This is a genomic window from Pseudomonas sp. 300, assembly GCF_055803035.1.
This window is the reverse complement of sequence record NZ_JAVLRV010000002.1, coordinates 3990575-4004119: the sequence shown is the minus strand read 5'-3', so window position 1 is coordinate 4004119 and position 13545 is coordinate 3990575. Positions and strand designations below refer to the sequence as shown.

8 protein-coding genes and 1 pseudogene are annotated in these 13545 nt (G+C 61.3%); 4 read left to right on the top strand and 5 right to left on the bottom strand.

Annotated elements, in window-relative coordinates; all coding sequences use genetic code 11:
* Positions 1-67: 67 nt before the first annotated feature.
* The 5 genes and pseudogenes from Q7W83_RS24925 to Q7W83_RS24905 form a co-directional block, all read right to left on the bottom strand.
* Positions 68-1951 (bottom strand): TonB-dependent receptor domain-containing protein, encoded by a 1884-nt coding sequence (locus Q7W83_RS24925; protein WP_473657502.1) that lies wholly within the window; start codon positions 1949-1951, stop codon positions 68-70.
* A 49-nt stretch (positions 1952-2000) separates the two neighbouring features.
* Positions 2001-3827 (bottom strand): annotated as a pseudogene (dxs, locus tag Q7W83_RS24920) (1-deoxy-D-xylulose-5-phosphate synthase); the annotation flags it as partial.
* A 91-nt stretch (positions 3828-3918) separates the two neighbouring features.
* Positions 3919-4806 (bottom strand): (2E,6E)-farnesyl diphosphate synthase, encoded by an 888-nt coding sequence (gene ispA, locus Q7W83_RS24915; RefSeq protein ID WP_150638453.1) that lies wholly within the window; start codon positions 4804-4806, stop codon positions 3919-3921.
* Positions 4803-5045, bottom strand: coding sequence for an exodeoxyribonuclease VII small subunit (locus tag Q7W83_RS24910; protein ID WP_007894317.1), 243 nt, complete (start codon positions 5043-5045; stop codon positions 4803-4805). Before Q7W83_RS24910 ends, ispA begins: the two co-directional genes overlap by 4 nt.
* Positions 5046-5670: 625 nt before the next feature.
* Positions 5671-5796: a hypothetical protein gene (locus Q7W83_RS24905; RefSeq protein ID WP_263596747.1), complete on the bottom strand. Its 126-nt coding sequence runs from the start codon at positions 5794-5796 to the stop codon at positions 5671-5673.
* Between the two features lie 15 nt (positions 5797-5811).
* Here Q7W83_RS24905 and Q7W83_RS24900 point away from each other — a divergent pair, with 15 nt between their 5' ends.
* From Q7W83_RS24900 to Q7W83_RS24885, 4 genes are read left to right on the top strand one after another with little or no spacing between them, the layout of a single operon-like run.
* Entirely contained in the window at positions 5812-6603 is a 792-nt protein-coding gene (locus tag Q7W83_RS24900) for a YfaP family protein (RefSeq protein ID WP_150630346.1), read from the top strand.
* 32 nt (positions 6604-6635) lie between these two features.
* Positions 6636-8348 (top strand): DUF2138 domain-containing protein, encoded by a 1713-nt coding sequence (locus tag Q7W83_RS24895; RefSeq protein WP_150630347.1) that lies wholly within the window; start codon positions 6636-6638, stop codon positions 8346-8348.
* Complete coding sequence (locus tag Q7W83_RS24890; protein ID WP_412070962.1) at positions 8318-8983, top strand: DUF1175 domain-containing protein; 666 nt, start codon at positions 8318-8320, stop codon at positions 8981-8983. Before Q7W83_RS24895 ends, Q7W83_RS24890 begins: the two co-directional genes overlap by 31 nt.
* Positions 8980-13545: an alpha-2-macroglobulin family protein gene (locus Q7W83_RS24885; RefSeq protein ID WP_473657493.1), complete on the top strand. Its 4566-nt coding sequence runs from the start codon at positions 8980-8982 to the stop codon at positions 13543-13545. Before Q7W83_RS24890 ends, Q7W83_RS24885 begins: the two co-directional genes overlap by 4 nt.

The following is a 13545-nucleotide window of genomic DNA, read 5'->3' as shown; positions in this document are numbered from 1 at the left end:
ATCACACTTAACCTGTGGGAGCGGGCTTGCCCGCGATGAGGCCGGCCCTGACACAGCAAACTTCAGATCAAAGCTCTGGTGTCCAGGTCACCCCAAACATCCACGCCCGACCTTCCTCGCGATACCCGAACTGACTGTCATCGTGGCTGTACAGCGCCCGGCTGTAACCCTTGTCCAACAGGTTGTCGACCTTCAACTCAAGCTTGATTTCGTGATTCAGCGCCCAACTGCTGCGCAAAGCCAGCAGCGCATACCCGCCTAACGGCTGCTGATTGTTCTCATCGTCGTAACTGCTGCTCACCGCTTGCCAACTGGCGCCGAGGCCCAGCCGATCAAACTGTCGATCCAGATCCAGACTCAATGTCCGCCGTGCACGCCGCGCCAACGTATGGCCACTGGCACGATCCTGTGGGTCGATGATCGCCACGCCAAGATTGCTCTGCCAGCCGAACAGTTCTTGCTTCAACGCTGCTTCAAACCCGTTGATCCGTGCCGAGGCGATGTTCTGCGGGCGGTCGTTGCTGCCGACGATAATCGCGTCCTTGAGGTCGGTGCGATACAGCGACGCTTCGAGGCGGCTGGTATCGGTCAGCTGGCTGCGCCATTGCAGCTCGTAACTTTTCGAGGTTTCAGGCTTCAGGTCAGGATTGCTGAAACCCGGGTAATACAAGTCATTGAACGTCGGTGCGCGAAAGCCTTCGCTGTAGGTCAGCAGCACATCGTTGTCCGGGTTCAACGGCAGGGTGAACGTGCCGCTCCAGCTATTTTGGCTGCCGAACTGCTGGTTCTGGTCGCGGCGCAGGCCCAGTTCCGTGGAGAAGCTGTCTGCCTGATAGCGATGCTGGATAAACGCTGCGCGGTTCCAGCGGCTGTCCTCGTCGAACGCTGTGCTGCTGTTGATTCGGTCTTCGTACCAGTCGCCGCCGAGGATCAGGCTGTTGCGCTCGTTCAGCGTCAGGTCGTTCTGCCAGTTCACTGAGTCGCGATACGTGTTGAACACGCTGCGTTCGTCACTGAGCTTGTCGAAGGACTTCTCGCGGTTCTCGCTGTGGCCGAATTCGACGCGGGTTTTCCACAGGTCGTTGATGCGCGCATCGACGTAACTGCTGACGCCGCTCACGGTGAAATCACTGTATGGCCGCTGTTGGTAGGACGTTTTTGTCATTTCGTCGTAGCGCCCGAACGGATTGTCGATCTCGCTTTTGCCGCGGTTATCCAGCACGTTGGCGCCGATTTCGACGTCATCGGTGAGGGCGTGACTCAGGCTCAGGCTCAACGACTGGTTGCGATATTCATCGTGATCGCCATCGCTCGGGTACGACTGATGGGTGCGATTGATCCCGGCCGTTTCATCGAGGCTGGCGCCCAGGTTGAAGCGGGTTTTCTCATCGCCACCGGATAATCCGAGGCTGCGCTCCCACGTCTGATTGCTGCCAAATCCCATATGCAGACGCGGTTGCAGGCCTTGTTCGGCGCCACGGCGGGTGAAAATCTGGATCACCCCGCCAATCGCGTCGCTGCCGTAAATCACCGAACGGGAGCCGCGCAGCACTTCCACGCGCTCGACCTGCTCGATGTTGATGTGTTGCAGGTTACTGTCGCCGGAGGTCGAGTTGCCGATGCGTTGACCGTCCACCAGCACCAGGCTCTGCGCCGACTTCGTCCCCCGAATGTAAATCCCCGGAAGACTACCGCGCCCGCCGGTTTGCCCGACTTGCACACCGGGCACCCGACGCAGCAAGTCAGTGACGCTGCTTGGTTGCAGGCGGTCGATGTCCTCGCGGGTGAATACGGTGTTGGCGGCGCTGCTGTCGTTGCGGGCTTCGACCTGGCGGTTGGCGCTGATCAGCACGTCGGGCAGCTTCAGGGCCTGGTCGCGTTCGAAAGTGTCGGCCAGCAGTGGGCCGGACGGCAGAAGTGTCAGCGTCAGGGCGAGGGGGGAGAGTTTCATGGGCAGTCCGTTGACGCTTTAAAGCGAACAAAAGTTTTGAAGGGCATAGCAACATTTGTGCAGGCTTGGCGTGTTCGACGTAAACATCCGGCAAGCCCAGGTGCAGCATCGACTTGAGGATGTTCTCGCGGGCGAGGAATTCGCTGACCGCGCCACCGGCACCGCCCATGATCGCGTTTTCTTCGATGGTCACCAGCAACTCATGGCTGCCGGCGATTTCGCGAACCAGTGCTTCATCCAGCGGTTTGACGAAACGCATGTCGACCACGGTGGCATCCAGCGTTTCGGCGACTTTCAACGCCTCGGCCAGTTGCACGCCAAACACCAGCAGGGCGACTTTGCTGCCCTGGCGGCGGACCACGCCTTTGCCGATCTCGATCGGTTGCAGGTCTTTCTCGATGGTTGCGTTCGGGCCGGTGCCGCGCGGATAGCGCACCGCCGCCGGGCCGTTGTACAGGTGGCCGGTGGTGAGCATTTTGCGCAGTTCGTTTTCGTCGCTCGGGGTCATCACCAGCATGCCGGGGATGCAGCGCAGGAATGACAGGTCGAAACTGCCCGCGTGGGTCGGGCCGTCTTCGCCGACCAGGCCGGCGCGGTCGATGGCGAACAAGACATCGAGGTTTTGCACCGCCACATCGTGAACAAGCTGATCGTAGCCGCGTTGCAGGAACGTCGAATAGATCGCCACCACCGGTTTCGCGCCTTCGCAGGCCATACCCGCGGCGAAGGTGACGGCGTGTTGCTCGGCAATCGCCACGTCGAAATAGCGCAGCGGGAAACGCTCGCTGAAGGCCACCAGGTCGGAGCCTTCTTTCATCGCCGGGGTGATGCCCACCAAGCGCGGATCGCTCGCGGCCATGTCGCACAGCCATTCGCCGAACACGGCGGAGTACTTCGGCCCGCCGGCTTTCTTCGGCGCAGCGGCCGGAGCGTCCAGCGGTTCGAGTTTGGTGATCGCGTGGTAGCCGATCGGGTCGACTTCCGCCGGGGCGAAGCCTTTGCCTTTCTTGGTGACGATGTGCAGGAACTGCGGGCCTTTCAGATCGCGCATGTTGCGCAGGGTGGCGATCAGGGTCGGCAGGTCGTGGCCATCGATCGGGCCGATGTAGTTCCAGCCCAGCTCTTCGAACAGCGTGCCGGGAACCAGCATGCCTTTGGCGTATTCTTCGGTGCGGCGGGCAATTTCCCAGGCGCCGGGCAGGCGCGACAGGACCTTTTTGCTGCCTTCGCGCATGCTTGCGTAGGTGCGGCTGGAAAGGATTTTCGCCAGGTAATTCGACAAGCCACCGACGTTGCGCGAGATCGACATGTCGTTGTCGTTGAGGATCACCAGCATGTTGGCGTTCACTTCCGGCGCGTGGTTCAACGCCTCGAAGGCCATGCCCGCGGTCAACGCACCGTCACCGATCACCGCAATCGCCTTGCGATCGCTGTTCTGCAGGCGGGCGGCAATGGCCATGCCCAGCGCGGCGCTGATCGAGGTGCTGGAGTGGCCGACGCCAAAGGTGTCGTACTCGCTCTCGGAACGACGCGGGAACGCGGCGACGCCGTCCTTCTGGCGCAGCGTGGCCATGCGCTCGCGGCGGCCGGTGAGGATTTTGTGCGGATAAGCCTGATGACCCACGTCCCACACCAGCCGGTCGTCCGGGGTGTCGAAGACGTAATGCAACGCGATGGTCAGCTCGATGACGCCCAGGCCGGCACCGAAATGCCCGCCGGTCTGACCGACCGTGTAGAGCAATTCCAGGCGCAACTCATCGGCCAGGGTTTCCAGCTCGGCTTCGCCTAACCGGCGCAGGCCGTCCGGCGTGTTGGCACGGTCGAGCAGGGGCGTGGTCGGGCGCTTGCGGGGAATCTCATGAAACGTCGTGGGCATCAGGCGAATCGTTATAGGTATAGAAGAGGCGGCAGTTTACCTGATGCATCGGCCCCTGCCCACGCGTTGCTCTTTTTTGGCCGATACGCTGTCAGCTGCGGCGTTCGACGATATAACGGGCCAAATCACGCAACGGCTCGGCGGCCGCGTCAAACGGTCGCAGCGCGTGCAGGGCCTGATCGCGCAATTCCAGCGCGTAGGCTTTGGCCGCATCAAGGCCGAGCAGGGCCGGGTAGGTCGGCTTGTCGCGCGCGATGTCGGCGCCCTGGCGTTTGCCGAGGGTTTCGGTATCGCTTTCGACGTCGAGAATGTCGTCCTGCACCTGGAAGGCCAGGCCGATGGCCTGTGCATAGGTCTGCAAGGACTTCAGTTCGTCTTTCTCGGCACGGCCGCTGGCGAGGGCGCCGAGTTTGACGCTGACCTCGATCAGCGCGCCGGTTTTGTGCCGGTGCATGGTTTCGAGGGCTTTTTGATCGAGTTTCAGGCCGACCGAACCGAGGTCGATGGCTTGACCGCCGACCATGCCGGCCGGGCCCGCCGCCAACGCCAGTGCGCTGACCATTTGCAGGCGGATTTCAGCGTCTGACGAACTCAGGCGCGGGTCGAGCAGGGCGCTGAAGGCCAGGCTCTGCAAACCGTCACCGGCGAGAATCGCGCAGGCTTCGTCGAATTTTTTATGGGTGGTCGGCTGGCCGCGACGCAGATCGTCGTCGTCCATCGCCGGCAGATCGTCGTGCACCAGCGAGTAAGCGTGGATCAGCTCCACCGCGCAGGCTGCGCCGTTGGCTTGCTCGGCCTTGCCGCCCAATGCTTCGCACGCTGCGTAGGCCAGCAGTGGACGCACGCGTTTGCCGCCGTTCATCACGCTGTAGCGCATGGCTTCGTATAGCCGCGCGAGTTCCGGGCTGGGTGCGTTGAACAAGGTTTCCAGTGCCGCGTTGACACGGGCCTGGCTGGTCGCCGAATACGCTGCAATCATTCTGGCTGATCCGCGTCGAAGGGTTCCTCGGCCAGCTCTCCATCACGTTCGAGCAGCACTTGAACCTTTTGCTCGGCCTGGGCCAGCGCTGCCTGGCAATCGCGGGTCAGACCGATGCCCTGCTCGAAAGCCGTCAGCGAGTCTTCCAGCGACAGTTCGCCGTTCTCCAGTCGCTCCACCAGCGTTTGCAGGTCGGCGAGGGATTGTTCGAAATCCAGTGCAGCTTTTTTGCGGGCCATGGCGGCGATTTCCGGTTGACGTTAAACCGGCGCGACACTAGCAGACATGGGGGGTATGGGCAAATCAGCGGCCGTTGCGTGCTGGGGATTTGGGTGGGTGTATATCCGTTATTAGTGTGATGGCGGTTATTGGTTCCGCCCTTACGGCGGGTCACTTTCGAAAAGCCTGCGCGGCCCCGCGGAAAGTAACCAAAGCGCTTTTGCCCCTTTCGTTCGGTGCCTCGCTGAGGCTCGGCATGCCCTCCTTCCGGTCCTGCTCCGTAGGCCCGCCGCCATCGGCCATCCATGCCGGGTTGCCCACTTCGCAGAACCTCCACTCGACCTCTCGAGGGGGCGGCTACCGCCAATCCAATCGAGGCGGCCTACCGGCCGACCTGGCTCTTCAAGTGTGCGCATTTCCCTGTGGGAGCTGGCTTGCCAGCGATGGTCGTTAACGATGACGCGTGCTGTCTGAATGAACGCGGTGCCTGGACGCTCATCGCTAGCAGGCTAGCTCCCACAGGGTTTCGGGTACCTCCGCAGAACAGGATTATTCGGCTCATTTTGTGAGCCGAATAAGGCCGCTATTCGGCTCACGCCCCACAATCATCGTGATCTCCACCGCAAATCAAGATGTATCCGATTGTTAAAAACCCGCCAAATCGCTAACCTTCGCGCCTTCTACGACCCAATAGTCACGGGTCTTTCTGACGAAACGCAGTTTTTGGATCTGTAACGCGCCGAGGATCAGGCGCAAGGTTTCGTTATGCATGGCAGGAGGCGTCACATGCGTTCATTTCTTCTATTGCTGATGGGGCTGGTTTGCGCGACCGCTGTCTGCGCCGAGCCGACGGCCGAGCTGTCGGAACCGGTGGGCGGCTGGCGCTACAACGGCCTGCTCGATCGCAGTGAAAACCCGCAAGTTGCCTATCCCACGCCGCCCATCGACCGGGGCGTGCAGCGCAATCGCACGATGATCCAAGGCCAGCTCAAAGCCATCGGCGCGCAACGCGGGCCGCACACGCTGGCCGTCAACGGCAATCCACTGAACCTCTACACCGACGACCAAGGGCGTTTCGCCCGGCCGTATGCGTTTGGCGCCGGTTCCAACAGCGTCGAAGTGCGCAGTGCCGAAGGCAAATCCCTCAAGCGCGTCCAATTCTATGAAGCCAACAACCTGCGCACTCCGGCTCGGATTCGCGTGGTGTTGGGTTGGGACGATCCGAAAGCCGAGCTCGACCTGCACATCATTACTCCAGACGGCCAGCATGCGTTCTGGGCTCGCCCGGCGATGAGCAACGGCGGTGGCCTGGACCCGGACGGCGTCGATGGCCCCGGTCCGGAAATGTTCACCATGACCGCGCCGCTGCATGGCACCTATCTGGTTTACGTCAACTATTGGGGCAACTTCGGCAGCGGCGGCTATAACTTCGATGAGACCAGCAACCAGAACGAGGTGATCACCTCGCAAATCAACCTGGTGCTCAACGAAAACACCGTCGACGAAAAACGCGAGACCTTCATCGTGCCCCTGCGCGCGATCGGTGACCTGCTGCTGGTCAAGACTTTCAACTATTAAACATCCCGCACCACGGATTGGGTTTTGTAAACATGAGCGATAACACTGTTTCTCCGGCTGCTGAGGCACCCGCTGCCAAACCTTCCCGGCGTTGGCCAATGCTGCTGGGCGGGCTGATCCTGGTGGCTGGCGTGGCGGCCGGACTTGGCTGGTTCATGCACAAACCCAAGGCGCCGCCCGCAGAGTTGGCCAGCGACAAACTGGGCATGAGCCGCCCCGACGGCCTGCTCGAAACCCATTCCTTGAGCCAGTTGCCCAAGGACTTGCTGGCGGTGCCGTTCCTTAAGGAAACCCTCACTGAAGATTTCGTCTTCTATTACGAAGCGCACGCCGATCGCCTCGGCTTGATCGGCAGTCTGCGGCGGATCATTTACGAACATGACCTGAAATTGCAGGACAGCCTGATCGAACAGCTGTTCGATCAACCGGCGGACGTGGCGCTGTGGCGCGGGGCGGATGGTCGTCTGAAAGATTTTTTGTTGGTGATGGATCGTGGTGGTCTGGCCAAAGTGCTGGAGCCGCTGGCGAAAGTGGCGCTGGATGATTCGCAGCTGACCCAACTCGGTGACCTCAAGGTCGCCGGCGATACGGTGCCGCTGTATCAGCTCACCTACAACAACAGCAAAGCGCTGCTGTTTGCCTCTCATGGCGACAAGCTGGTGGTGTTGTCCAATCCTTCGAAACTGTACGACAACAGTAATGGCCCGATCGATGAGCTCGGCATGGTTTCGACTCAATCGCTGGAAGCACTGCTCGGCGGCCAGAAACTGTTCCCCGAAGCCTTCGGCCTGCCACTGCGCGCGCCTGAAGTGAAACAACGCCTGTCGGTCAATTCCAGCGTGCTGGCCATGGGTTACCAGCGTTTCATTCCGAACTTCGCCGGCCTGCGCTTCGACATGGACGACAAGGGCTGGCACAGCTTCCTCGCCATGGATGAACTGGAGAACCAGCCGGACTTCGATTTCAAACCGATCTGGCAAGCCATGCCGATGGGCGCCAGTGCTTGCGTGGCCCTGCCGCTCGCCGCCGAACAACAGAAACCGCTGCTGGTGAAACTCGGGGCCGAAGAAACCGTGGCGCAGGCCCTGACCGAACACATGGCCGGTGCTGCCGGCCTGTGCTGGTACGCCGATTCGCGGCTGTACACGCCGCTGCTGGTGGCCAGCCTGAACGATGATGACAGCGCCAAACTCGATGGCGATCTGGGCAGCCTGTTCGGTTCAATGGTCGGCGCCTACGAAGGCAACGTCGAAGAACACGCATTCCCGGTGGTGGAAAAACAGGAAGGTGAAAACCACCAGTGGCAGCGCCAGGTCAGCTCCAACTTCGGGCCTTACAAAGCCAAGGATGCCGAGAACCCGGATGCAATCACCGGCAAGGCGTTCATGAAAGTCAGCCTGGCGCGCCACGGTTCTACGTTGCTGTTCTCCCTCGACGACAAGCTCGTGGACAAAGCCCTCGGCACCCTCGACAAACGTTTCCCGCCGATGGCCGACGTGGTGCCCAAAGACCTGCTGATGCCGGTCTACTTCGGCCCGGATTCCATGGCGCAACTGATGCAACAGGAAACCCTCGACAGCCTGCCGCAGGACATGGAACCGGTGTTTTATAACGCCGCGCAAACCTACCTGATCCCGAAACTGCGCAAGCTCGGCGGCTATGGCAAGTACGCGTTGACCTTGCCCGAGGGCAGCGAGCCGGACGGCCACTGGCAATGGCTGCCACTGGAGTGGAAAGCCCTGTGACCGCACTTATCCGAGGCCTCGGCCTGCTGGCGATGTTGCTGGGCAGTCGCGCATTTGCCACCGAAGCGGCACCGCTCGATCCGCAGCAGTCCCAGGTGTTTCGCGCCTGGTTCGTGCGCATCGCCCAAGAGCAACTGACCCAAGGCCCGAGCCCGCGCTGGTATCAGCAGGACTGCGCCGGACTCGTGCGTTTTGCCGCCAACGAAGCGCTGAAAGTCCATGACGACAAATGGCTGCGCAGCAATGGTCTGTCCAACCGCTACCTGCCGCCGGAGCTGCAACTGAGCGAAGCCCAACGCGGTCTCGCCCAGCAATGGCAGCAGGGCGGCGGCAAGGTCGGGCCTTACGTCAACGCGATCAAACTGATTCAGTTCAACAGCCATCTGGTTGGCCGCGACCTGGCGCAAGCCCGGCCCGGCGACTTGATGTTTTTCGATCAGGGCGACGACCAGCACCTGATGATCTGGATGGGCCGCTACATCGCCTATCACACCGGCACCACCACCCCCACTGACAACGGCATGCGATCCGCGAGCCTGCAGCAACTCATGACATGGAAGGACACCCGATGGATACCCGACGCAGCCAACCCCAACTTCATCGGCGTCTATCGACTGAACTTTCTCTCCCAATGACCGGTGCCCGCATGCTGCGTTTTCTGTCTCTATTGTTGGTGTTGGTACTGCCTTTTTCGGCAGTGAACGCTGAAGACACCGTCGAGCCGAGCGGTTACACGCCGGTGGCCGGTGAAAGCTTTTTCCTGTTGGCGGACAGCAGTTTTGCCAGCGACGAACAGGCGATGGTTCGCCTCGAAGCGCCGGGCCGCGACTATCGTCGCTTCCGCATGGAGCCTTACGGCGGCGCGGACATTCGCGTGTACCGCATCGATAAACCGCTGGATTTCCTCAAGCGCCAGAAGAACCTGCACCGCGTGGTCAGCGACGGCCAGTTCAAGGGCGAAGGCCTGTCGAATACCCTCGCGTACCTGTGGGACAACTGGTACCGCAAATCCCGTCGCGTGATGCAGCGGGCGTTTTCCTACGAATCGCGCAAACAAGTCACCGAGGAAGTGCCGGAACTGAAGATGGGCACTGCGATTGCTGCACCGACGCCTTACGACGCCCAGCCGCAATTCGCGCTGATTCCGGGCCTGCCGGTGGTCAGTCAGTTCCGTTATCCGTTGTGGCAAGCCAAACCGATCCAGCCGCCTGCTGGGGTGAACCTCGCCGGTTCTTCCAGCGAGTTCGTCACGGTCGCGCCGGGCAACGTGTACATCCCGTTGGGCAACCTGAAGCCGGGCCTGTACCTGGTGGAAGCGCTGATCGGCAAGTACCGCGCGACCACCATGGTTTTCGTCTCCAACACTGTGGCGGTGAGCAAGATTGCCGGTGATGAACTGCTGGTCTGGGCCGCGCGCAAACACGAAGGCAGTTCGGTGCCGAAAGTTAACGTGCTGTGGACCGATGGCCTCGGCGTGATGAGCAGCGGCGCCACCGACACCGATGGTTTGCTGCGCCTGAAACACGTCAGCCCGGAGCGTTCGTTCGTGATCGGCGAGGACGAAGAGGGCGGGGTGTTTGTCTCCGAGAACTTCTATTACGACAGCGAAATCTACGACACCAAACTTTATGCCTTCACCGACCGGCCGCTGTATCGGCCGGGGGATTGGGTGTCGTTGAAAATCGTCGGTCGCGAGTTCAAGAATGCTCGCGATTCAGTGTTGCCGACTGCCGCCGACGTCAACGTCACGGTGCTCGATGCCACGGGCACGGCGCTGCAATCGCTGGCGCTGAAGCTCGATTCCAAGGCGGGTACCCAAGGTCGTTTCCAGTTGCCGGACAATGCCGTGGCCGGTGGTTATGAACTGCGTTTCAGCTACAAGGACCAGGCCTACAGCAGCGCCTTCCGGGTGGCCGAATACATCAAGCCGCACTTCGAAATTTCGTTGAACCTGGCCAAGCAGGATTACCGCACCGGCGAACCGGTGAAAGGCAGCCTGGTGCTGCTCTACCCTGACGGCAAGCCCGTCGCGAATGCCAAATTGACCCTGAGCCTGCGCGCTCAGCAACTGTCGATGGTCGACAACGAACTGCAATACCTCGGGCAATTCCCGGTGGAGCTGACCAGCACCGAACTGACCACCGATTCCAAGGGCAACGCGACCCTCGACCTGCCCGCCGCCGAGAAACCGAGCCGTTACATGCTCACCGTTTTTGCCAGCGATGGCGCGGCGTATCGGGTCAAGACCACCAAGGAAATCCTCATCGACCGTGGCGCCGCGAGTTTCCGCCTGAGCGCGCCGCAGCGCTTCAGTGCGGTGGGCGACAAGGTCGCATTCCGCTATTTGAATGAAGGTGGCAGTGAGCAGAGCAAAGCGGTCACGCCGAGCGGCTACAGCTGGGTGCGTCTGGAAGATCAGACCACTGGTGAAGGCAAGCTCGCTGCGACGGATAAAGGCTTCACATTGGCCTTCGAGCGTCCCGGCACCTACAACCTGACATTGAAGGATGAGCATGGTCGTGTGGTCGGTGCGACCGGTCATTCGGTCACCGGTGATGGCGTCAAGGCCGTGCCCGGCACCGTGGAAATTGTCCTCGACAAACCCGAGTACAAGGCCGGCGATGAAGCCCTCGCGCTGATCACTTTCCCCGAGCCTGTGAGCGATGCGCTGCTGTCGCTGGAGCGCGACAAAGTCGAGGCCACTGCGCTGATGTCCAAGGGTGGCGACTGGCTGAAGATGGAAAAACTCAGCGACACCCAATACCGCGCGCGCATCCCGGTGAAGGACAATTTCGCGCCGAACCTGACGTTCTCCGTGCTCTACACCAAGGGCGGCCAGTACAGCTTCCAGAACGCCGGGATCAAGGTGATTGCGCCGCAAATCGACGTGGCCATCGCCACCGACAAAGAGGTGTATCAGCCGGGCGATACGGTATCCGTGGACCTGACAACCCAGTTTGCCGGCAAGCCGATTCCGGCGCACCTGACGGTCAGCGTGGTCGACGAAATGGTCTACGCGCTGCAACCGGAAGTCGCGCCGACCATCGACCAGTTTTTCTACCACCCGCGCCGTAACAACGTGCGCACCAGCGCCAGCCTGTCGTTCATCAGCTACGACGTCGCGTTGCCGGGCAGTCCCGGTGCGCCGGGCAAAGCCAACCGCAGCGAACGTGGCGTGAAAGTGCTGGAGCGGCCACGTCGTGAAGACGTCGACACCGCTGCATGGCAGCCGGAATTGATCACCGACGCCAACGGCAAAACCCGTTTCACTTTCAAAATGCCGGACTCGCTGACTCGCTGGCGCATCACGGCGCGGGCCATTGCCGACGACGGTCAGGTAGGGCAGAAAAAGCAATTCCTGCGCTCGGAAAAACCGCTGTACCTGAAGTGGAGTGGCCCGACCAGATTCCGCACAGGCGACAAACCGGATCTCGGCGTGTTCGCCTTCAGCCAGGCGGAAAAACCGGTCAAGGCTGAGCTGGTGATTCATTACGCCGGCGCCGAACAACGGGTGCCCGTGACGCTGAACAACGGCATCAACTACCTCGCATTGCCGGCGTTCGCCTTGGCCAGTGGCGAGTGGACCGCCGAGCTGGTGCAGGACGGCAAAACCGCTGACGCGCTGGCCGTGCGCCTGACCACGACCGGCGAAGGCTGGCAGGTCACACAAAGCCAAAGCCTGGACGTGGCCAGCGGTGATACACCGCTGACCTTGCCGGCGGACGCAACGGACATTCGCCTGCGCCTGGATGACAGCCCGCAAGCGCTGTTCCGCTCGGCGCTCGACGATTTGCTGAGCTATCCCTATGGCGGCGTCGAGCAGACGGCCAGTCGTTTGCTGCCGTTGAGCATTGCGTACCCGACCTTGTCGTCGAATCCGCAGATCCGCGATCGCCTGCGCCTAATCATGCAAAACAGCCGTCTGCGCCTGGTACAAATGGCCGGGCCGTCGGCAAGCTTCACCTGGTGGGGCATGGACGGTGAACCGGACGCGTTCCTCACCGCGTACGCCTACTACGCCGATTGGCACGCCAGCAAAGCGCTGGAGCTGAGCCTGCCGCCGGAGCATTGGCAGCGGGTGTTGGAGGTGTATTCCAAGCAGGCGAAAAACACGCCACTGCTGCAACGGGCGTTGATCCTGTCGTTTGCCAAACAGATGCAATTGCCGGTGAATACGTTGCTCAGTGGCTTGATGGATGACCTGGCGAAAGCGGGTGAAGGCAACGCCGCGAACCTGATGGAGGATGGCGAAGACAGCATTGTCATGAGCGATCCGGATTCGGCGCTCGGGTTGGCGGCGGCGCGTACGTTGACGGCATCGCTGGCTCGTCAGTCCAAGGTGACGTTGCCCGACGCTTTCAATCGTCAATTGCCCGATGCGCAACAGCGTCTGGCGGTCAGTTCCCAGCCGTTTGCCGAAGCGCTGAACCTGTCGCTGCAAGCCTTCGATCAGGCTCACGCGCAAGCCTTGTTGCAGCGTCTGTTGCCACAGCAATCGACCCTGGAACGCGCGTTGGCGCTGACCTGGTTGCAACGCAGCATCGAGCAGGCTTCGCCCACCATCGCACTAGCACCGGGTGACGGCTGGAAGAAAAACTACGGTGATACCGGTGAGATGTATTGGACGTGGCAGGGCGCTGCGCCGGTGCCAGCGGTGTTGTCGCTGAGCGGGACGCAAGAGCGCCCGTTGCGGGCGGCGTTGAGTTTCCAGACTAAACAACCGCCAGTTGATCCGATGGCTGTGACCATCACCCGTCGCTTGTCGCGTCTGGTGCCGGGTGATGAAGCTTTCACCTTCAAACTGGAAGCGGTCGGCACCAAGCCGTTGTCCAGCGACAGTCTGTATCTGGACGAAGTGATCATCACCAGCAAAGCCGCAAAACCGCTGCGCTACGGGATGATCGAAGTGCCGCTGCCACCGGGCGCGGATGTTGAGCGCACCACGTGGGGCATCAAGTTGATGGGCAAGGCTGGCACTGAACCGACGGCGCTGGAGAAGGCACGCTTCGAACCGGGTCAGATGGCTTACGCGATTCCGGTGGATGCCCTGAGCGGCGAATTGCGCTTGCGTCACCTGGTACGCTTCTCGCAGAAAGGCCAGTTCAACCTGCCGCCGGTGCGTTTCACGCAGGTCTACGCGCCGCAGCATCAGGCCCAGGAACAGAAACCGGCGCTCGGTCAGGTCACGGTCAACTGA